Below are 20,264 nucleotides of genomic sequence, written 5' to 3' on the forward strand. Positions count from 1 at the left end.
GGGCCCTCACGCACTGATGCGTGACGGGCGTGGATCCCGGTGGTCGCCGTCCGCCGCTCCGGCAGTCCGGAGCGGGCTCCCCGTGGGCGTGGGGAAGGACGCCGGACCCCGCCGGTGCCGGCCGCCCCCCATGGGCGCGTATTCCCCCGGGCTCCCGGCTTGCCGTGAGCCCGGGGACCCCCCAACAGCGCGTCCCGACCAGCAAGGATCGACCATGGCGTCCAGCCTGACGAAGGACTCGGTCTCTCCGGGAATCTCCGGTTCCGAGAAGACCTTCTTCGGCCACCCCCGCGGACTGGCCACTCTCTTCATGACCGAGATGTGGGAGCGTTTCTCCTACTACGGGATGAAGGCACTGCTCCCGCTGTACCTGGTGGCACCGGGCGGTCTGCACCTCAGCGCGGCCACCGCGACCGCGATCTACTCGGTGTACCTCTCCCTCGTGTACCTGCTCGCCCTGCCGGGCGGCTGGTTCGCCGACCGTGTCCTCGGCCCCCGCAAGACGGTCGCCGTCGCGGGTCTGATCATCATGCTGGGCCACCTCACGCTGGCTCTGCCCTCCTCCGGCACCTTCTTCGCCGGTCTCGGACTCGTGGCGATCGGTTCCGGTCTGCTGAAGTCCAACATCTCCACGATGGTGGGCCACCTCTACGACGGCCCGGACGACCCGCGCCGTGACGGCGGCTTCACGCTGTTCTACGTCGGCATCAACCTCGGCGCCTTCGCCGCTCCGCTGGTCATCGGCACCGTCGGCGAGAACGTCAACTGGCACCTGGGCTTCGCCCTCGCCGCGCTCGGCATGGCGCTGGGTCTGATCCAGTACCTGCTCGGCGGCCGTCACCTCAGCGCCCGCTCGCACGAGGTCCCCACGCCCCTGACGGCCGAGGAGAAGTCCTCGACGCTGCGCAAGTCCGCGCTGTGGGCCGCCGTCGCCGTCGTCTTCTACTCGGTCGTCGGCTTCTCGGGCCACTACACGCTGAACTGGCTGCTGGTCCCGATCACGATCGCCGGCCTGGTCATCCCGGTCATGGTCATCGGGCGCATCAAGCGCGACAAGTCCCTGGACCGCGCCGACCAGTCGAAGATGTCCGCGTACATCTGGTTCTTCGTGGCCGCGGCGGTCTTCTGGATGATCTACGACCAGGGCGGCTCGACGCTGTCGATCTTCGCCGACGAGTCGGCGAAGAACACCGTCTTCGGCTGGGAGTTCCCGGTCTCCTGGTACCAGTCGGTCAACCCGGTCATGATCATGGCGCTGGCCCCGGTCTTCGCCTTCGTGTGGCTGTGGCTGAACAAGCGCGGCAAGGAGCCGAGCACGGCGACGAAGTTCGCCTCGGGCCTGATCCTGGTCGGCGCGTCGTTCTTCCTCTTCCTGGCCCCGCTGGCGATCGCCGAGGGCGGTCACAAGGCGGCCGCGATGTGGCTGGTGGCGATCTACTTCGTGCAGACCGTCGGTGAGCTGACGCTCTCCCCGGTCGGCCTCTCGGTCACCACGAAGATGGCTCCGGCCAAGTACGCCTCCCAGATGATGGGTGTCTGGTTCCTGGCCGTCACCGCCGGTGACGCCACGACCGGTCTGCTCTCCATCGCCGAGGTCGACCTCAACAAGACGGGCATCGTCGCCCTGGAGGCGGTGCTCGCCGTGATCGCCGGTGTCGCGGTGTGGATGTACCGCAAGAAGGTCAAGCAGCTCATGGGCGACGTCAACTGACGTCGGCTCCGGCACACGGCGAGGGGCCGCCGCACCGTTCGGTGCGGCGGCCCCTCGCCGTTTCCGCGGCCGGGGCGGAGACCCGCCCGGCGCCGCGGCCGGAACGGGGCGTGCCGGTCACCGGGTCCGGCGTCCCGGCATGAACGTGAAGACCGCGCCGCCCAGCAGGACGACCGTGCCCGCCACCAGTCCGAGCGCCTTCAGGGCGGCATGGCTGTCGGAGCCCGTCTCCGCCAGGCCGCCGGACGCGGTGCCGGTGGAACCGGAGCCGGACGAGGTGGACCCGCCGCCCGAGGCGCCGCTCGCCTGCTCCGAGGTGTCCAGGGTCAGCGAGACCTCGGACTTCGTCGGGGTGCAGGTCGTCGTCGTGCCCAGGGCCATCACCGTCAGCACGCCCGGCGACAGGGTCGAGCTCCCGGTCGCGCCCGGTTTGTAGGTGCCCTTCAGATCGGGGATCTCGATCGGGTCGCCGGACTTGATCGGCGCGGAGTTCGTCGGCCCCTCCACGTGCACCGTGCCCTTGTCGGCGCCGCCCAGGACCACCTCCATCGACGGCTTCACGGAATCCGCGGGGATGTCGGCCGGACTGTCCATCACCGACGCCTTGAACTTCACGGTGAGGCCGAAGCTCCCCCCGTCCTTCTTCGCGTCGATCCGGACGGCCGAGGTGGCGTTCTTGTCCCCGATCGGCGTCTTGCACGCGTACGGGACCGAGACCTCCTTGCCCGTGAAGTCGGTCTGCCCGCCGGAGCCGCCGGTGTCGGCGCCCCCGTCGGTCCCGCCACCGCTCGGCGACGGGGTGACCGACCCGCTCGGGGTCGGCGTCGGCGTGGGAGTCGGGGTGGGGGTCGGAGTCGGCGTCGGTGTGCCGCCCGAACCACCGCTCGTCACCTTGATGGTCGCCGAGGGGTTCACCGTCTCCTTGGGCGTGCACTTGGTGTCGGTGGAGATCGGCTTGCTGACGTTGATGTCGTACGCACCCGGGGTGAGCGTGACGTCGCCCGCCGTCGTCAGCTTCAGCCTGCCCGTCATGTCGGACAGCTTCATGTCGCTGTTCTTGGGGATCGCGGGGTTCGTGCGCGGCCCCTCCATCGCGACGTCCGCCGTCTGGGCGCCGCCGGCCTTCAGCGTGCCGGTGGGCTTGACGGTGTCCTTGTCGAGGTCGAGGACGTCGGGGTTCTTCGAGGCGGCCTGGACGAACTTCCAGGTGATGGTGACCTCGTCCCCCACCTTCGCCTCGGCGGGCGCGGTGATCTGCACCTTCGTGGTGCCCTGCACGGCGGGCAGCCCGGAGATCGCGGGAGGGATGCACTCCGTGCTGTACGACACCTCGGCGGCCTGTGCCGGGACGGCGGCCACCCCCAGCAGGACGCCCGCACCGCCGAGCATCAGCGCGACCCCGGCCGCACCCGCTCTGCGGCCCCGGGCCGGTACCACTCTCCGTAGCGTGCTCACGCGTGCCCCTCTCTCGTCTGCGTCGTCGGACCGTTCTCGTGCGGTGCGGAGAGCCGGCTGTTCGTTCCGGTCCCCGGATCGTCGTCCGGGGTGAACCAGGGCAGGGCCGGGGAGGCCGAGGCGTCCGCCGGTGTCCGGGGGGCGGGAGCCGACCAGGGCAGACGCAGCGTGAGCCGGGCCGGCCCCGGCTTTTCGCGGTGGCCGGCGCGCCCGGTCGACCGGCGCGGGCGCACCCGGTCCACCACGGCCATGCCGACCCGGAACACCGCGGCCGGGACGACCACGCAGAGCAGGATCCAGAAGACGGTGACGCCCCAGGGGCGGCCCACGCCCCACGGCTGCTGGGCGAGCACCTTCCCGCCGTACTTCAGCGAGACCGTGTAGTCGCCGTGCGCTCCGGCCGACAGTTCGACCGGAATCCTGATCCGCGCCTTGCGGCCGGGCGCGATCGTGCCGCGCCACTGCTGTTCCTCCCACTGCGGGGCGAACACCCCGTGGGCGGTGCCGACCTGGAAGACCGGGTTCTTCACGGGAGCGGTGCCGACGTTGCCGACGGTGAGGACGAGGGTGCGCGAGGGGGGCGAGCCGAACCAGGTCAGCAGACCGCTCGACCCGTCGAGCCGGGTGTCGGTCAGGACCGAGATCCGGCCTCCGCCCTCCTCCTTCGGCAGCGGCTCGACCGCGTGGCCCGCCACCATGAAGACGGCGTCGGCCTCGGCCTTCTCGCCGGTGACGGTGGCGACGTGCACCACGCAGGGGCAGGGCTCGGGCGGCTCGGCCACCGGCAACTTCTTGCTGAAGCCGCCCTTCGCGTCGGTGGTGACGGCCCGACCGTCGGCGTTGGCGCAGGAGTTGGTGCCGCCGATCACCCCGCGCGAGGGCACGGACCGCCCGCAGATCAGCATCATCAGCAGCGTCCCGGGCTTCCACCCGCTGCCGGTCACGGTCACCGAACCGCCGCTGCCCGCCTCGGACCTGGACAGCGTGACGCTCGGCTTCCCGGCGGCGGACGCCGGGAACACCGAGGCCGCCACCACCGACGGGACCAGGACGAGTGCCAGCACCGCCCCCAGCGCCGCCGCCCGTATCTTGCCGCCCAGGACGCTCACGACACCGCTCCCGTCAACTCGACTTCCGTGCCGGGCCGTTCACCGGCCCCGCCGTCCCGCTCCCGGCGTCCGCGACGCCACGGCCCCCGCGTCCCGGCCCGCCTCCGCCTCCGCCTCCGTACGGCGAACCAGACGCCCGGCACCGCCACCAGGACCCCTCCCGCCCCGGCCGCCGCCCCCCACGGCACGAACCGGGCCGACACGGTCGCCGTCGAGTGCGCACCGCCCGCCGCCGTCACCGTCAGCCGCACGTCCACCGCGTCGAGGACCGGCGGGTCGGTCCACGGCTCGTGGAGCACGACCCGGCCGCCCGGCGGGAGCTCGACGGGCAGGGCGCGTGGGCCCCGGTCGAGCAGGGTCCCGAGGACCCCGTCGGCGTGCACGGCGAGGCGCGGGGCGAGGACCGTGGTGCCGCGGTTGACCAGCTCGTACGAGATCCGCCCGCCGCCCACCCCGACGTGCTCGACGGTCAGCGCCGACAACGCAGGTCCCGGCACCCGGAGCCGGACCCGGACCGCCGAGGTGCGTCCGCCGCCGCTCGCGACGATCGCGCCGGGGTGGTCACCGGGCGCCGCCCCGGCCGGGACGCCGATGGTGAACGGCACGTCGGCACGGGTGTGCGCCGGCACGCGCACGGACAGCTCCCGCACCGCGGTCCTGCGGCCGCGTGCGTGTCCGGCGAAGGCGATCCACGCGCCCGCGTCCGCGTCCGCCGCCCGTTCGTCCGCGGCGGCGCCGCGCAGCCGGACGGTCAGGGGCCGCGCACCCGGGTTGAGCACGGACACCGCGTCCTGCAGGACCGTGCCGGGGGCGCCCTCCGCGTACACGGAGGGCCGTCCGTCGGCCGCGCCGCCCGCGGCCGGCGCGACGGACCAGCCCTCGGCGGCCGAGGCCGTCGGTGCCGCGCCCAGCAGCACCAGGGTCAGGCCCAGCGCGCGGGCAGCGGGGAGTGCGTACGGCATGCGGCGGCTCCAGGTCGTGGTGCGGGAAGGTCAGCGGCGTACCGCCTGGTGCCTGCGCGTGAGCCACAGCACGCCTGCCGCGCCCGCGAGCAGGACCGTGCCGCCGAGGGTGCCGAGGGCGACCACGGAGTCCTCGGGGCCGGTCTGCGGGAGGGAGCCGCCGGAGCCGCTCTGGGACCCGCCTGAGCCCGAGGTCGACGAGCCCGAGGTCGATGAACCCGAACCGCCGGCCGCCGTGACGTCGAGGGTCAGCGAGGGCCCCGGGCTGTTCGAGGGGGTGCAGGTGGTCGTGGTGCCGAGGGCCTTGATGGTGAGGACACCCGCGGTGAAGGTGACCTTGCCGGACTTCTTCGGCGTGTAGGTCCCGCTCAAGTCATTGATCTTGATGGGGGTGTTGGCGGGGATGGCGGCCGCGTTGGCCGGACCGCTGACCGCCACCGTGCCGCTGTCCGCGCCGCCCACCTTGATGACCGCGCTCGGCGTCATCGCACCCTTGCCGAGTTCGACCGGACTGGAGGAGACGCCCTTCTGCCAGGACATGGTGAGCTTGTAGGAGCTGCCGCTCTTGACGCCCTTGATGTCGATGGGCGACACGGCGCTCTTGTCGCCGATCGGCGTCTTGCACTGGTAGTTGACGTCCACCACCTGGGCCTGGGCTGCGGGGGCGGCCGTCAGCACCGCCGAGCCGGCCAGGGCCGCGGCGAACGCGAGCGCGGCGGTTCGTTTCTGGTACGTCCGGTACGACACGGGCCTGCCCCTCATTTCTGACGGAACATCAGATCGGCCGTCAAGGTACGCCCGGGGACTTGTGGAGGGAAGACAAAGTGCGCGCCGGATCCGCGGGGATCCCGGGCACACCGGGCGCCGCACCAGGAGGAGTTCGAACCGCGGGTAACCAAGTCCACCGAGCGGGCGGGCAGTTGAGAGGCCTCCCGGAAACCCGTCCGGCCCACGGCCCACGGCCCACGCGGACGCCGACCGGCCGGGCGGACCGTGCGCCGGACCGACGGCCGGTCAGTGTCGAGCCGGGACAACGGCCGGCCGGCGCCGGACCGGAAGCCGGTCCTGCCGCGGCGGGCGCCGGCCCTGTCGCGAACCGGGCCGGGGGCCGGCCCCGGTGCGAACCGGGCCGGTGAGGCTACGCGGGAGCGCCCAGTTCCGCCCATACCGTCTTGCCCGCGACTCCGGGCGTCCGTACGACCCCCCAGTCCAGGCAGAGCCGCTGCACGATGAACATGCCGTGGCCGCCGGGACGGCCCGCGCGGTGCGGGGTGCGCGGGGCGGGCTGGCCGGACCCCCGGTCGGAGACCTCGATGCGCAGCACCTTGTTGTCGCAGGAGATCCGGAGTTCGTCCGGACCCTCGGCGTGCAGACAGGCGTTGGTGACCAGCTCGGAGACGACCAGCAGGACGTCCTCGGCGGCCGCGCGCCGGTCGGCGCTCGCCGCGGGCAGCCAGCCCCACGCGTACAGCGCCTGCCGGGCGAAGTCGCGGGCGAGCGGCACGACGCCGCTCTCGCCCTCGAGGTTCAGCGTACGGACCTGGCGGCCGACGGGCGCGGGGGCCGGGGAGGCGTCGTCGACGGGCGTCACGCCGTCCACGGGCGTCACGCTCCGCGCGGACACCGCGGAAGCGCCGTCGTCGCCCGCTTCCGGACCGCGGTCGCCCGGCGAGCAAGGCCGGGTGGTGCTCATCAGCGCTTCACCTCACCGATTCACCGGTTCACGATTCAAGACTCAGTACGCAGTACTCAGTACGGATGGATCAACGGCTTCCGCCGCTTGTGGTTCAACGGCTTCCGCCGTGTCGGCCGCCGGCCCGTGGACCGCCGACGTGTCCAGGATGTCTCCTGCCCGACGGAACCGTCCGAACACCCATTTATTCGGCACGGAACCCGTGACGCGAGTGACGCATCGGTCACTCGGAGGCATCCGGGGCGCGGGCGACGACATCACAGGAAGTCCGCGGCTCAGCCCGTCAGGGCCGCTTCGAGCGTGTCATGGACGGCGAACACGGCCTCCGCCCCGGTGATCTCAAAAACCCGTGCCACCACCGGCTGCATCGCGGCCAGATGCACCGCGCCGCCCGCCGCCTCGGCCTTCAGCCGGGCACCGAGCAGCACGTTCAGCCCGGTGGAGTCGCAGAACTCCAGACGGGAGCAGTCGATGACCAGTCGCGTGTGCCCCTTCTCGAGGCATCCCTCGAGTGGCTCACGCAACAGATCGGCCGTGTGGTGATCGAGTTCACCCGCGGGGGTCACGACAACGCTCGTGCCTTCTTCCCGCACCTCGACAAGAAGCCGGCCAGACTGTGCGCTGCCGACCGTCCCGCGGTCCATGCCGTCTCTCTCCCGAGTGTCGCGACTACTGACGTACGCACTCGAACACTACGCCTTCTCCACGCCACCCGACACCCGAACAACCCTATGAAAATGGACATTTCATAACAGATGACACTTGCGGCGAGTTCGGGAAACCGGGTAGGGCTAGTAGGGACACCTATCCGACCCGGCCGGCCTTGGAGGCGCCGCACACCGCAGTGCACGTATTGGCATCGGCGGCCATATGCCGAGAACGATGGAGGGCACATGTCACCCCGGCTCGACGCATCGCAGACCCTGACGGCGACGTCGACTCCCTCTCCGGAAGCCCCGGAGCACGTCGACGGCCCCGGAACCGACGGAGTCGACGGACTCACCGGACTCGCCGGACTCCCGGAGATCCCCCCGTACGACGAGGTGGGGCCGGTGGACGCACGGGCTCTGTCCAAGACGCTCTTCGCGCGGCTGGATTCCCTCGAGGAGGGCACGCACGACCACGCGTACGTCCGCAACACGCTCGTCGAACTCAACCTCGCGCTGGTGAAGTTCGCCGCCTCCCGCTTCCGCTCCCGCAGCGAGCCGATGGAGGACATCGTCCAGGTCGGCACCATCGGCCTCATCAAGGCGATCGACCGGTTCGAGCTGAGCCGCGGCGTCGAGTTCCCCACCTTCGCCATGCCGACGATCATCGGTGAGATCAAGCGCTTCTTCCGTGACACCTCCTGGTCCGTGCGGGTACCGCGCAGGCTCCAGGAACTCCGCCTCGACCTGGCCAAGGCCGGTGACGAGCTGGCCCAGCGCCTCGACCGCGCCCCGACCGCGGACGAGCTCGCGGAGCGGCTCGGCATCAGCCGCGAGGAGGTCGTCGAGGGCATGGCCGCGTCCAACGCCTACACGGCCAGTTCGCTGGACGCCCAGCCCGAGGAGGACGACTCCGAGGGCGCGCTCGCGGACCGCATCGGCTACGAGGACAACGGACTCGAGGGCATCGAGTACGTGGAGTCCCTCAAGCCGCTGATCGCCGAACTCCCGCAGCGCGACCGGCAGATCCTCTCGCTGCGGTTCGTGGCGAACATGACCCAGTCCGAGATCGGCGACGAACTCGGCATCTCCCAGATGCACGTCTCCCGGCTGCTGTCGCGCACCCTCGTGCGACTCCGGAAGGGCCTGACCGTCGAGGAGTGACAGGACTTCGCGGCCCGCGGGGCCGCGCATCCGGGCGGCCCGGCGCGAAAGGCGCCGGGCCGCCCCGTCTTTCCAGGGGGAACGTCTGCACGACACAGACAACTCTCTTGCCGCGCAGGGATGTTGAGAGCGCTCCCATGGAATCGTTGTTCAACAACTCTTTTCCCGGCAGGCCGATCCCGTCACTATGGGCATCCCAAACTGGCCGGTACGTCAGTTCGGGACGAACGACGCACCACGCACGGGAAGGCGGAGGAACATGGCGCAGGAGGACCCGGCCGACGAGAGCACCACGGCCGAGGGCGGCGGACCGGCCGCGGGGGCGTCCGACGCGCGGCTGACCGAGCTGCTGCGCGCCGGGACCTCGACCGCGTACACGGCCCTCCAGGAACTCCGCGCGCGCCACCGCGCCCCCGTCCTCGCCTACGCCCGGCTGTGCACCACCGGCGAGTCCGGGGCCGGGCAGCTCGCGGCGGGGACCTTCACCCTCGCGGCCCGCGAGACGGCACGCGGCATCGACCCGAACGTCCCCTGGCGGCACCAGCTCCTGCTGCTGACCGGGCGGGTGGCCGCCTCGTGGGCCCGGGACCAGCGGGCCGCGGGCCTCGACCCCGGTCTGCTCCTCGTCCTCAGCACGGCGGGTTCCTCCGGCTCCGTCCCGTCCCTGCTCCCCGCCTTCCAGTCCCTCCCGTCCCGCGCCCAGGGCCTCATCTGGTACGCGGTCGTGGAGCGCGAACCCGCGCGGCGGACGGCGGTCATGCTCGGTATCACCCCCGAGGACGTCGCGTACGGCACCGACCAGGCGCTCCAGTCGCTGGCCCAGGCCTGTCTGAGGTACCGGCTGGCCGCCTCGGACGATCCGCGCTGCGGGGACTTCCGCCGGCTGATCGAGGAGTCGGTGCGGCCCGACAACCCCCGCTCCAGCACCGACCTCAACACCCACATGGCGCACTGCGTGCACTGCTCGGCCGCGTACGAGGAGCTGACCGCCCTGCGCGACCATCCGCGCACCGCCCTGGCCGAGGGGCTGCTGCCCTGGGCGGGTACGGCGTACGTCACGGACGACGTGTCGGGGACGGCGGCCGTCCCGCCCGGGCCCCCCGCCGCGCCGCGGGCGTCAGCGCTGCTCCGGCCACCGTCCCGCCGGGTCGTCCTGACCTCGGCGGCGGCGCTCGGCGTGGCCCTGGCACCGGTCCTGTTCCTGCTGCTCTCCTCGGGCGGGGAGCCGTCCACGGGCGCGGCGGGCTCGGTCGGCACGCCGTCGGGGCCGGCCGCGGTGACCGTCACCGCCACGGTCCCGGTCACCCCGTCGGCCTCCGCCCCCTCGCGCTCGCCCTCGGCCTCTCCCTCGCCGTCGGCGACCTCCGCGTCGCCCTCTCCGTCCCGCAGCTCGGCGCCGCCGAGGTCACCGAGCCCGAAACCGACCCCGACCGTCGTCTTCCGCCCGCCGGGCGGCGCCTCCACCCAGGTGGTGAACGTCGCCTCGGGGCTGTGCCTGGACGTCCGCGACGGCGACTTCGAGAAGGGCAACGACGTCGTCACGGCGCCCTGCGACTCCTCCCGCACCCAGCGCTGGCGCGTCGCCGACGGTTCCCTCCGGTCGGCCGCCGACGACGACTTCTGCCTGGACAGCCGGGGATCCGTCGACCGGGGCGTGGGCATCTGGGCGTGTTCCTCGCTCGACGGCGGCCACGGGGACAACCTCCGGTTCACCGTCGACGACGACGGCGTGATCCGTCCGGCCGTGGCCATCGAGACGGCGCTGACGCCGGACGGGGACGGCGGGCTGTCCCTGGTGCCGCTGACCGGGGGCACGGGCCAGCGCTGGCGCGCGGGCAGCGCCTGAGGCACCCGCGGCCCGCACCACCCTGTCCCGCCCTGTCCCGTCCCGCCCTGTCCCGCCCTGTCCCGTCCCGCCCTGTCCCGCCCCGTCCCGTCCGTGGGCTCAGATCTCGCGGACGCCCCGCCGCCAGACACCGGTGACCAGCGGGACGCCGGGGCGGTAGGCGAGGTGGACGTGGCTGGGCGCGTCCAGCAGGGCGAGGTCCGCGTAGGCGCCCGGCGCGATCCGGCCGACGTCGTCCCGGCGCAGCGCCCGCGCGCCGCCCGCGGTCGCCGACCACACGGCCTCGTCCGGGGTCATCCGCATGTCCCGTACGGCGAGCGCGACGCAGAAGGGCACGGACGAGGTGAACGACGAGCCGGGGTTGCAGTCGGTGGACAGCGCCACCGTGACACCGGCGTCGATCAGCCGGCGGGCGTCGGGCCACTCGGCGCGGGTGGAGAACTCTGCGCCGGGCAGCAGCGTCGCCACGGTGTCGCCGCTCGCCAGGGCGTCGACGTCGGCGTCCGTCAGGTGGGTGCAGTGGTCGGCGCTCGCCGCGTCCAGCTCGACGGCGAGCTGGACGCCGGGGCCGTACGAGAGCTGGTTGGCGTGCACGCGCGGGTGCAGGCCCTTGGCCTTGCCGGCCGTGAGGATCGCGCGGGCCTGGTCGCCGTCGAAGGCGCCCTTCTCGCAGAAGACGTCCACCCAACGGGCGTACGGGGCGCAGGCGTCGAGCATCTCGCCGGTGACCAGGGCGACATAGCCGGCCGGGTCGTCCGCGTAGTCCGGCGAGACGATGTGCGCGCCGAGGTAGGTGACCTCGTCGGTGTGCGAGGAGGCGATGCGCAGCGCGCGGGCCTCGTCCTCGACGGTCAGGCCGTAGCCCGACTTGGTCTCGAAGGTCGTGGTGCCCTGGCGGAGGGCCTCGCGCAGGTAGCGGGTGAGGTTGCGCTCCAGTTCCTCGTCGGAGGCGGCACGGGTGGCGGCGACGGTGGTGCGGATGCCGCCCGCGCTGTACGCCCGGCCGGACATGCGGGCGTTGAACTCCTGGGTGCGGTCGCCCGCGAAGACCAGGTGCGAGTGGGAGTCGACGAAGCCCGGGATCACCGCGCGTCCACCGGCGTCGACCCGGTTGTCGGTGGCGGGTGCTTTGCTTGATTCACCGGTCCACGCGACCCGGTCGCCGTCGATGACGACGGCCGCGTCCTGGATCAGACCGAGCGGGGATCCGTCGCCTTGGGAGGGATCGTTGGTGACCAGACTGGCGATGTTGGTGATGACGGTCGTGCTACTCATGGCGTCCTCAGGGGTGGCGGGACTGCTGGTGGGGGCGTCGGGCGGACGGGTTCCCCCGCCCGCCCGGTGGTCAGGAGCGCAGTGCCTGCACGGCGTCCGCGAGCGCTGTCGGCACATCGGGGACGAGCGTGTGCGCGCCGTCGCGCACGACGTGCCGGCCCGCCACGACCGTGTGCCGGACGTCGGCGGCCGTGGCCGCGAATACGGCTGTCTCCGCGCCGAGGCGCGGTACCGGTCCCGCTGTTCTGACCGAGTCGAGGGCGATCGTCGTGAAGTCGGCGAGCGCGCCCGTCTCGATGCTGCCCGCGTCGTCCCAGCCGAGGGCCGCGTGGCCGTCGGCGGAGGCGGCGCGCAGCAGGGCGGCCGCCGTCCAGTGACCGCGGGTGCGGGTGCGCAGCCGTTCGTTCAGCTCCATCGCGCGGGCCTCTTCGAGCAGGTCGATGACGGCGTGGCTGTCGGAGCCGAGCGAGAGGGGCGAGCCCGCGGCCTGGAGGGCGACGGCGGGGCCGATGCCGTCGGCGAGGTCGCGTTCGGTGGTGGGGCACATGCAGGTGCCGGTGCCCGAGCCGCCGAGCAGGGCGATGTCCTCGTCGGTGAGGTGCGTGTTGTGGACGCCGGTGGTGCGCGGTCCGAGGACGCCGTGGTCGGCGAGCAGCCGGGTGGGCGTGCGGCCGTGGGCGGCGAGGCAGGCCTCGTTCTCCGCGGTCTGCTCGGACAGGTGCACGTGGAGCGGGGCGCGCCGCTCCTCGGCCCAGCGCGCCACGGTGGCGAGCTGCCCGGCGGGCACGGCCCGTACGGAGTGGATCGCCGCGCCGATCCGTGCGTGGTCCCGGTCCTTGAGAAGTGAACAGCGTTCCGCCCAGGCGTCGGCGGTGCCGTCGGAGAAGCGCCGCTGGTGCGCGTTGGGGGGCTGTCCGAAGCCGGAGGAGAGGTAGGCCGTGTCCAGCAGGGTGATGCGGATCCCGGCGTCGGCGGCGGCCACGACGAGCGCCTCACCCATGGCGTTGGGGTCGGCGTAGGGGGTGCCGTCATGGGCGTGGTGCACGTAGTGGAACTCGCCGACGGCGGTGACCCCGGCGAGGGCCATCTCCGCGTACACCGCGCGGGCCAGCGCGTGGTAGGTCTCCGGGGTCAGCCGGTCCGCGAAGGAGTACATGATCTCGCGCCAGGTCCAGAAGGTGCCGGAGCCGACCTGGACGGTGCCGCGCAGGGCGCGGTGGAAGGCGTGGGAGTGGGCGTTGGCGAGGCCCGGGAGGGTGAGCCCGCGCAGGATCTCGGCGCCCGGCGGCGGGGTGTCGGCGCCGGTGCGGACGTCGGTGATGCGGCCGGCGGCACCGGAGCCGGAGCCGTCGGCCGACACGGTCACGGCGACGCCCGGCTCGACGTGGGTGCCGAGCCAGGCGTGTTCCAGCCAGTACGTCTGTGTCACCTGCAGGCCAGCCCTTCGAGTACGTCGGCGAGTGCGGTCACCCCGGCCACGCAGTCGTCCTCGGTGGCGTGCTCGGCCGGGGAGTGCGAGACACCCGTGGGGTTGCGTACGAACAGCATGGCGGTCGGGACGGTGCCGGAGAGGATTCCGGCGTCGTGTCCGGCACCGGTGCCGAGAACGGGGACGTTCAGGGCGGCGTCGCGCTCCTTGCCCAGGATGCGGGCGAGTTCGTCGCGCAGGGCGTGCTCGAACTCGACGACGGGGGTGAACGACTCGCGGACGACGTCGAGTTGGACGCCCTGTGCCTCGGCGTACTCGCGGGCCGCCTTCTCGACGCCGTCGACGACCGTGTCGAGGGTGGCCTGGTCGGCGGCGCGGGAGTCGAGCCAGCCGCGCACCAGGGAGGGGATGGCGTTCACGCCGTTCGGCTCGACGGCGATCTTGCCGAACGTGGCGACGGCGCCCGCGAGCCGGGCCTCGCGGCGGGCGGCGAGGACGGTCTCGGCGTACGGCAGCATCGGGTCGTGGCGGTCCACGAGCCGGGTGGTGCCGGCGTGGTTGGCCTCGCCCCGGAAGTCGAAGCGCCAGCGGCCGTGCGGCCAGATGGCGCTGGCGATGCCGACCTGGTCGCCGCTCAGGTCGAGGGCGCGGCCCTGTTCGACGTGGAGCTCGACGAACGCGCCGATCCGGCCGAGGCGTTCCGGGTCGGGGCCGATGGCGGCGGGGTCGTACCCGGCGCGCTCCATGGCCTGCGGCAGGGTGATGCCGTCGGCGTCGGTGAGCCGGTGCGCCTGTTCGACGGTGAGCCGTCCGGCGGCCAGCCGGGAGCCGACGCAGGCGAGGCCGAACCGGGCGCCCTCCTCGTCGCCGAAGTTGACGATGGCGAGGGGCTTGGTGAACCGGACGCCCCGGGCGCGGAGTTCGTCGAGGGCGGCGAAGGAGGAGACGACCCCGAGGGGTCCGTCGAAGGCGCCGCCGTCGGGCACGGAGTCCAGGTGCGAGCCGGTGACGACGGCGTCCCCCGCGGCGGGGTCGCCGAGCCAGGCCCATTGGTTGCCGTTGCGGTCGAGCTCGTAGGCGAGCCCCCGGGACTCGGCCTGCTGCCGGAACCAGGCGCGGCAGTCGGTGTCGGCCCCGGTCCAGGCGAACCGGCGGTAGCCGCCGGAGGCGGAGCTGCGGCCGATCGGCAGCAGCTCCGCCCACATGCTGTGGAACGTCACGCGTCGTCACCCTCGCGCATGGGGACGCGGACGCCGCGCTCGTCCGCGACGGACTCGGCGATGTCGTAGCCGGCGTCGACGTGGCGGATGACGCCCATGCCCGGGTCGTTGGTGAGCACCCGGCGGATCTTCTCCCCGGCGAGCTTGGTGCCGTCGGCGACGGAGACCTGGCCCGCGTGGATGGAGCGGCCCATGCCGACGCCGCCGCCGTGGTGCAGGGAGACCCAGGAGGCACCGGAGGCGACGTTCACCATGGCGTTCAGCAGCGGCCAGTCGGCGATCGCGTCGGAGCCGTCGAGCATGGCCTCGGTCTCGCGGTACGGGGAGGCGACGGAGCCGCAGTCGAGGTGGTCGCGGCCGATGGCGAGGGGGGCGGCGAGTTCGCCGGAGGCCACCATGTCGTTGAAGCGCTCGCCGGCCTTGTCGCGCTCGCCGTAGCCGAGCCAGCAGATGCGGGCGGGCAGGCCCTGGAAGTGGACGCGCTCGCCGGCCATCTTGATCCAGCGGTGCAGGGACTCGTTCTCCGGGAAGAGGTCGAGGATCGCCTTGTCCGTCTTGTGGATGTCGGAGGCCTCGCCGGACAGGGCCGCCCAGCGGAAGGGGCCCTTGCCCTCGCAGAAGAGGGGGCGGATGTAGGCCGGGACGAAGCCGGGGAAGGCGAAGGCGCGGTCGTAGCCCGCGAGCTGGGCCTCGCCGCGGATGGAGTTGCCGTAGTCGAAGACCTCGGCGCCCGCGTCCATGAAGCCGACCATCGCCTCGACGTGGCGGGCCATGGACTCGCGGGCGCGGGTGGTGAAGCCGGCCGGGTCCTTGGCGGCCGCGTCGGCCATGTCGTCGAAGTCGATGCCGACGGGGAGGTAGGAGAGCGGGTCGTGGGCCGAGGTCTGGTCGGTCACGATGTCGACGGGCGCGCCCTCGGCGAGCATGCGGGGGAGCAGCTCCGCCGCGTTGCCGAGCAGGCCGATGGAGAGCGGCTTGCGCTGGTCGCGGGCCTCGACGGCGAGCTGGAGGGCGTGCTCCAGGGAGTCGGCCCGCACGTCGAGGTAGCGGTGCTCGATGCGGCGCTCGATGGCGCGGGGGTCGCAGTCGATGCAGATGGCGACGCCGTCGTTCATCGTCACGGCCAGCGGCTGGGCGCCGCCCATGCCGCCGAGGCCGGCGGTGAGGGTGATCGTCCCCGCGAGGGTGCCGCCGAACTTCTTCGCGGCGACGGCGGCGAAGGTCTCGTAGGTGCCCTGGAGGATGCCCTGGGTGCCGATGTAGATCCAGGAACCGGCGGTCATCTGGCCGTACATGGTCAGGCCGAGCTGCTCCAGGCGGCGGAACTCCTCCCAGTTGGCCCAGTCGCCGACCAGGTTGGAGTTGGCGATGAGGACGCGCGGGGCCCACTCGTGGGTCTGCATGACGCCGACGGGGCGGCCGGACTGGACGAGCATCGTCTCGTCCTGCTTGAGGGTGCGCAGCGTGCGGACCATGGCGTCGAAGGAGCGCCAGTCACGGGCGGCCTTGCCGGTGCCGCCGTAGACGACGAGCTTGTCGGGGTGCTCGGCGACCTCGGGGTCGAGGTTGTTCTGCAGCATCCGCAGGGCGGCTTCCTGCTGCCATCCCAGGGCGCTCAGTTCCGTACCGCGCGGCGCTCGGACGGGGCGGGGTCCTGACATGGTCTGCCTCCTAGCGGACTGTTGCTGTGGATATTCACATCCTGGCTTTTTGAATAGAGCTAGTCAATAGGCGCGCGGCCCCCCGCGCGCTCCCGCCGGATGTTTGGCTGGGACGCATGGGCGCAGACACGGGCGGGGCAGGGGACCGGACGGCGGACCGGGAGGGCGGCCGGCCGGAGCGGACGGACGGGTCCGCGCCGGGACCCGGGCCGGACACCGGGACCGGCACCGGGCGGGTCCCGCGGCGGGACCACGCCGTGCGGGCCGCCGTGGAGCAGGGGCTCCTCGGCCCGGACCGGCCCGTCGTCGCGCTCCTCGACGTGACCGGCATCCGGGCCTCGGCCGCCGCGCTGCACGCCGCCTTCGAGGAGGTGACCGCTCCCGGCACACCGGTGCTGCACGCCTTCGCGGTGAAGGCGACGCCCCTCGTGCCCGTGCTGCGGCTGCTGCACGAGCAGGGCGTCGGCGCGGAGGTGGCGAGCCCCGGGGAGCTCGCGCTCGCCGCGGCGGCCGGGATCCCGCCCGGGCGGACCGTGCTCGACTCGCCGGCCAAGACACCCGCCGAACTGCGCGAGGCGCTCGCCCTGGGCGTCGCGGTCAACGCCGACAACCCGCAGGAGCTGGACCGCATCGACGCCCTCGTCCGCTCGACGGACACCGCCTCCTCCATCGGAATCCGGGTGAACCCGCAGGTCGGCGCGGGTTCGATCGGGGCGCTGTCCACGGCGACGGCGACCTCCAAGTTCGGGGTCGCGCTGCGGGACGAGGGGGCCCGCGCGTGGATCGTGCGGGCGTACGCCGACCGCCCCTGGCTGACCCGGCTGCACGCGCACACCGGCTCGCAGGGCGTGCCGCTCCCGCTGATGGCGCGGGGCGTGGCGGAGACGTACGCGCTGGCGGAGGAGATCAACCGGCACGTCGGGCGGCACCAGGTCGACACGCTCGACATCGGCGGCGGCCTGCCGGTCGACTTCGGCTCCGACGCCACGGCACCGACGTACGCGCAGTACGCGCGGCTGCTCGCGCGGACGGCACCGGGACTGTTCGACGGGCGGTACGGGCTGGTCACCGAGTTCGGGCGGTCACTGCTGGCCAAGCACGGGACGGTGCTGGCCCGGGTCGAGTACACGAAGTCCGCCGGGGGCCGGGCGGTCGCGGTCACCCACGCCGGGGTGCAGGTGGCGACCCGCACGGTGTACGCGCCGGGGTCGTGGCCGCTGCGGATCGCCGCGTACGACGCGGAGGGGCGCCCCAAGGCGGGGCCGGACGTCGTCCAGGACGTCGCGGGCCCGGCCTGCTTCGCGGGCGACCTGCTCGCCGAGGGCCGCCCGCTGCCGCTGCTCGAACAGGGCGACCACGTGGCCGCCCTGGACACCGGCGCGTACTACTTCGCCCACCACTACGCGTACAACTCCCTCGCCCGCCCCGGTGTCTACGGCTTCACTCCGGCCGGAGACACCGTGCGCTTCGCGGTCGTACGGGAGCCTCAGCCCCTCACGGAGATCGTCGCGGAGTCGGGCGGAGCCCACGCCCGCTCGCTGACGGACCTGTAGCGACTCCATCCCCTCCGGCGTTCGAGGAGCGGGGGCCGGGGCGGAGCCCCGAGTACGGGAGGACAGGGGCGGCGGGACGTGACCCCGAGGCACCCGACGGGCCCACCGGCACCCCGGCGTGCGCTCGAGCCGAGGGCGCCCGTTCGCACCCATGTGCGCCCCCTCGGTGCCGTTCCAGGGCAGCACAAACCGACCCCAGGGGGTTTAGGGGCGCCCGAGAATGTGGTCAGTCGACCCACCTTAGTCACCACGGGCATTTTCCACAGGAAAATGCCGGATCACTCCCTTCCCGTGCGCACAGTGCGTAACTTCTTCGTCACTCGGCCGAACCCTTTGGCGGGAGGGAGACACGGTGCCCGGAATCGACGAGTGCCTGCTGGAGGCCATGACACTGCCCGGGGCCCGGGGCGCCTCGGTGGTCGACTGGACCAGCGGCCTGGCCCTGGGCACGGTCGGCGACGCTCCGGGCGACGACCACGAGACGACCGCGGCGGAGGCCGCCGAGCTGGCCCGGCTCGCCGCGGAGAACCGCTCGTTCGCCCCCAAGGGCGGTTCCGACTGGTCGGAGTGGTCCGACCAGGAGACCCCGATCGAAGACCTGATCATCAGCAACCGCGACAGCTACCACGTGCTGCGGTTCGTCCGGACCGCCTTCGACAGCAGCGTGTTCCTGCACCTGTGGCTGGCCCGCTCGGACGGCAATCTCGCCCTGGCACGCATCCGGCTGGGCGAGATGGCCGGACGGCTGGTGCTCGTATGACCACCGTCAGGACACCTCCCCCGCCCCGGCTCCCGATACGGGACACGGCACCGGGCGCCGCCGGCGGCGCCTCACCGATGCTCGGCCGGCTCGCCGACGAGCGCGCCACCGGAGTCCTCATCCGCGAGCGCGGCACCCTCTACCTCGCCGACGGCGAGGTGGTGCACGCCGAGAGCCCGGCCACCCCCGGACTCGACGTCCTCTTCTCCGTCCACGGCGTCCTGGCCCCCGAGGTGTGGCGGGAGGCGGTCGCCACCGCCGGGGCCCGCCGCAGGGTCGGCCGGTTCCTGATCGACAGCGGACGGATCGCGGAGGGCGCGCTGGAACTGTGCCACCTCGGCTCCCTGTACGACGCCGCCTACTTCGTCCTCGGGCCGAGCAGCACCCCGAGCCGCTTCCGGTACGGTGCCGCGCATTGGTTCGGCCCGCTCCGGCCCGTCCCGGTCGCCGCGGTGGAACGCGAGACGGTGCGCCGGCGTGAACTCCTGCACCGGATCTGGCCCGACCCGGCGACCGACACCGCTCCCCTGCGGCGCGCCCCGCTCGCCGCGGAGCCGACCGTGCCGCTGCGTCAGGGGGCCGTCCTCGACCGGGTGGACGGTGTCCGCACGGCGGCGGACGTGTCCCTCGCGCTGGGGCGGCCCGCCTTCCACACGCTCGTCGACCTGCGCCGGCTCGCCGCCGCCGGACTCGTGACGGCGGCGCCCGTACCGCAGCCGCTCCCCCCGCCCGGCGTGCTCACCCAGACCTCCGCCGATCCCGACGTCGCGTTGCTGCGGCGACTCAGAGACGCGCTGGAGGCCTTGTGAGTCCCAACCCCGCGGGAGGCCTTGTGATCCGCGCGCTACGACAGCGTGCCGAGAGGAGACTGCTGATGGCGGCGGAGGCCGAAGTCCTGGACGAACTCCACCGGCTCCGGGCCCGGGTGCCCCAGCTGACCGGAGCCCTCGCGGCCAGCGCCGACGGTCTCGTCCTCGCCCACGACACACCCGGCGTGGAGCCGGACGGCCTGGCCGCACTCACCGCGGCCGCCCTGGGTGTCGCCATACGCATGACCGAGTCCACCGGCCACGGCGACCTGCGCGAGCTGCTGGTGCGCGGCGTGCACGGCTATGTCGCGACGTACGCGGCGGGCGGCTCCGCCGTCCTGACGCTGCTCGCCCAGGACCGGGTCAACGTCGGCCGGCTGCACCTGGAGGGGCGGCGCTCCGGCACCCGGATCGGCGAGCTCGTCGACGCCGCCACGGCCCGTGGCGAGCCGGCCGCCGAACCGGCCAAACCCTCCGCGAAGGCCCCGCTGCGCACGCGCACCCCACGCGGCACCACCCCGCGTTCCCCGTCCACTCCTGCCACCAACCACCCGAGAACATCAGAGAGCTGAAGGAGCACCACACCATGTCGAACACCGAGACCGCCCTCAAAGAGGCTCTGGCGTCCATCGAGGGCGCGACCGGAGCCGCCCTCGTCGACTACACCAGCGGAATGGCGCTGGGCACCATCGGCGGCAGCAAGAGCTTCGACCTCACCGTCGCGGCGGCCGGCAACACCGACGTCGTCCGCGCCAAGCTGCGCACGATGGAACACCTGGGCCTGAAGGGCGACATCGAGGACATCCTGATCACGCTCTCCGACCAGTACCACCTGATCCGGCTGATGAAGGGCCGCGGCGGGAACGGTCTGTTCCTGTACCTGGTCCTCGACCAGAAGCGCGCCAACCTGGCGATGGCCCGGCACCAGCTCAAGCGGATCGAGTCCGATCTGGAGATCTAGTCCGCCGCA

Annotated in this window: 18 protein-coding genes; 8 read left to right on the top strand and 10 right to left on the bottom strand. The window is 73.0% G+C overall.

The features are described from left to right. Positions 1-214 precede the first annotated feature (214 nt). A complete protein-coding gene (locus ACICHK_RS16955) occupies positions 215-1,711 on the top strand; it encodes an oligopeptide:H+ symporter (protein WP_406837563.1) in 1,497 nt (498 codons plus the stop codon). 117 nt (positions 1,712-1,828) lie between these two features. On the opposite strand, the gene ACICHK_RS16960 is transcribed toward ACICHK_RS16955, so the two are convergent. The 6 genes from ACICHK_RS16960 to ACICHK_RS16985 all read right to left on the bottom strand — a co-directional run bounded on the left by ACICHK_RS16960 (position 1,829) and on the right by ACICHK_RS16985 (position 7,574). After that, positions 1,829-3,100: a hypothetical protein gene (locus ACICHK_RS16960; RefSeq protein WP_406841244.1), complete on the bottom strand. Its 1,272-nt coding sequence runs from the start codon at positions 3,098-3,100 to the stop codon at positions 1,829-1,831. A 62-nt stretch (positions 3,101-3,162) separates the two neighbouring features. Next, a complete protein-coding gene (locus tag ACICHK_RS16965) occupies positions 3,163-4,266 on the bottom strand; it encodes a hypothetical protein (RefSeq protein WP_406841245.1) in 1,104 nt (367 codons plus the stop codon). A gap of 5 nt (positions 4,267-4,271) precedes the next feature. Next, positions 4,272-5,237: a hypothetical protein gene (locus tag ACICHK_RS16970; protein WP_406837564.1), complete on the bottom strand. Its 966-nt coding sequence runs from the start codon at positions 5,235-5,237 to the stop codon at positions 4,272-4,274. Between the two features lie 30 nt (positions 5,238-5,267). Next, positions 5,268-5,999, bottom strand: coding sequence for an LPXTG cell wall anchor domain-containing protein (locus tag ACICHK_RS16975; protein WP_406837565.1), 732 nt, complete (start codon positions 5,997-5,999; stop codon positions 5,268-5,270). A gap of 376 nt (positions 6,000-6,375) precedes the next feature. After that, positions 6,376-6,930 carry an ATP-binding protein gene (locus tag ACICHK_RS16980; protein WP_406837566.1) on the bottom strand — a complete coding sequence of 185 codons (555 nt, stop codon included), beginning with the start codon at positions 6,928-6,930 and terminating at the stop codon, positions 6,376-6,378. Between the two features lie 275 nt (positions 6,931-7,205). Beyond that, positions 7,206-7,574: an STAS domain-containing protein gene (locus ACICHK_RS16985; protein ID WP_151471269.1), complete on the bottom strand. Its 369-nt coding sequence runs from the start codon at positions 7,572-7,574 to the stop codon at positions 7,206-7,208. 249 nt (positions 7,575-7,823) lie between these two features. On the opposite strand from ACICHK_RS16985, the gene ACICHK_RS16990 reads away from it, so the two are divergent. Next, positions 7,824-8,741 carry an RNA polymerase sigma factor SigF gene (locus ACICHK_RS16990; protein ID WP_406837567.1) on the top strand — a complete coding sequence of 306 codons (918 nt, stop codon included), beginning with the start codon at positions 7,824-7,826 and terminating at the stop codon, positions 8,739-8,741. Between the two features lie 259 nt (positions 8,742-9,000). Then, on the top strand, positions 9,001-10,587 hold the full coding sequence (locus ACICHK_RS16995) for an RICIN domain-containing protein (protein WP_406837568.1): 1,587 nt from the start codon (positions 9,001-9,003) through the stop codon (positions 10,585-10,587). Between the two features lie 99 nt (positions 10,588-10,686). Here the strand turns inward: ACICHK_RS16995 and hutI are convergent, their stop codons facing one another. The 4 genes from hutI to hutU form a co-directional block, all read right to left on the bottom strand. Further along, the gene (gene hutI, locus ACICHK_RS17000) at positions 10,687-11,862 is read right to left on the bottom strand and encodes an imidazolonepropionase (protein ID WP_406837569.1); all 1,176 of its coding nucleotides are present in this window, start codon (positions 11,860-11,862) and stop codon (positions 10,687-10,689) included. A gap of 70 nt (positions 11,863-11,932) precedes the next feature. After that, positions 11,933-13,291 (bottom strand): formimidoylglutamate deiminase, encoded by a 1,359-nt coding sequence (locus ACICHK_RS17005; RefSeq protein WP_406837570.1) that lies wholly within the window; start codon positions 13,289-13,291, stop codon positions 11,933-11,935. Continuing rightward, positions 13,288-14,511, bottom strand: a complete 1,224-nt coding sequence (locus ACICHK_RS17010) for an allantoate amidohydrolase (RefSeq protein WP_151471273.1) — start codon at positions 14,509-14,511, stop codon at positions 13,288-13,290. The genes ACICHK_RS17005 and ACICHK_RS17010 overlap by 4 nt, the downstream gene beginning before the upstream one ends. Beyond that, positions 14,508-16,172, bottom strand: a complete 1,665-nt coding sequence (hutU, locus tag ACICHK_RS17015; RefSeq protein WP_406837571.1) for a urocanate hydratase — start codon at positions 16,170-16,172, stop codon at positions 14,508-14,510. The genes ACICHK_RS17010 and hutU overlap by 4 nt, the downstream gene beginning before the upstream one ends. Positions 16,173-16,288: 116 nt before the next feature. On the opposite strand from hutU, the gene ACICHK_RS17020 reads away from it, so the two are divergent. From ACICHK_RS17020 to ACICHK_RS17040, 5 genes are all read left to right on the top strand, one after another. Beyond that, positions 16,289-17,725, top strand: a complete 1,437-nt coding sequence (locus ACICHK_RS17020) for a diaminopimelate decarboxylase (RefSeq protein ID WP_406837572.1) — start codon at positions 16,289-16,291, stop codon at positions 17,723-17,725. Positions 17,726-18,077: 352 nt separating this feature from the next. Beyond that, positions 18,078-18,485 (top strand): hypothetical protein, encoded by a 408-nt coding sequence (locus tag ACICHK_RS17025; RefSeq protein WP_037628227.1) that lies wholly within the window; start codon positions 18,078-18,080, stop codon positions 18,483-18,485. Further along, on the top strand, positions 18,482-19,294 hold the full coding sequence (locus tag ACICHK_RS17030; protein ID WP_151471276.1) for a transcriptional regulator: 813 nt from the start codon (positions 18,482-18,484) through the stop codon (positions 19,292-19,294). Before ACICHK_RS17025 ends, ACICHK_RS17030 begins: the two co-directional genes overlap by 4 nt. A gap of 65 nt (positions 19,295-19,359) precedes the next feature. Then, positions 19,360-19,866 (top strand): roadblock/LC7 domain-containing protein, encoded by a 507-nt coding sequence (locus ACICHK_RS17035; RefSeq protein ID WP_151471277.1) that lies wholly within the window; start codon positions 19,360-19,362, stop codon positions 19,864-19,866. 14 nt (positions 19,867-19,880) lie between these two features. After that, the gene (locus ACICHK_RS17040) at positions 19,881-20,255 is read left to right on the top strand and encodes a hypothetical protein (RefSeq protein WP_103550703.1); all 375 of its coding nucleotides are present in this window, start codon (positions 19,881-19,883) and stop codon (positions 20,253-20,255) included. Positions 20,256-20,264: the final 9 nt, after the last annotated feature.

The organism is Streptomyces sp. AHU1 (assembly GCF_045343905.1).
GTDB lineage: Bacteria > Actinomycetota > Actinomycetes > Streptomycetales > Streptomycetaceae > Streptomyces > Streptomyces triticiradicis.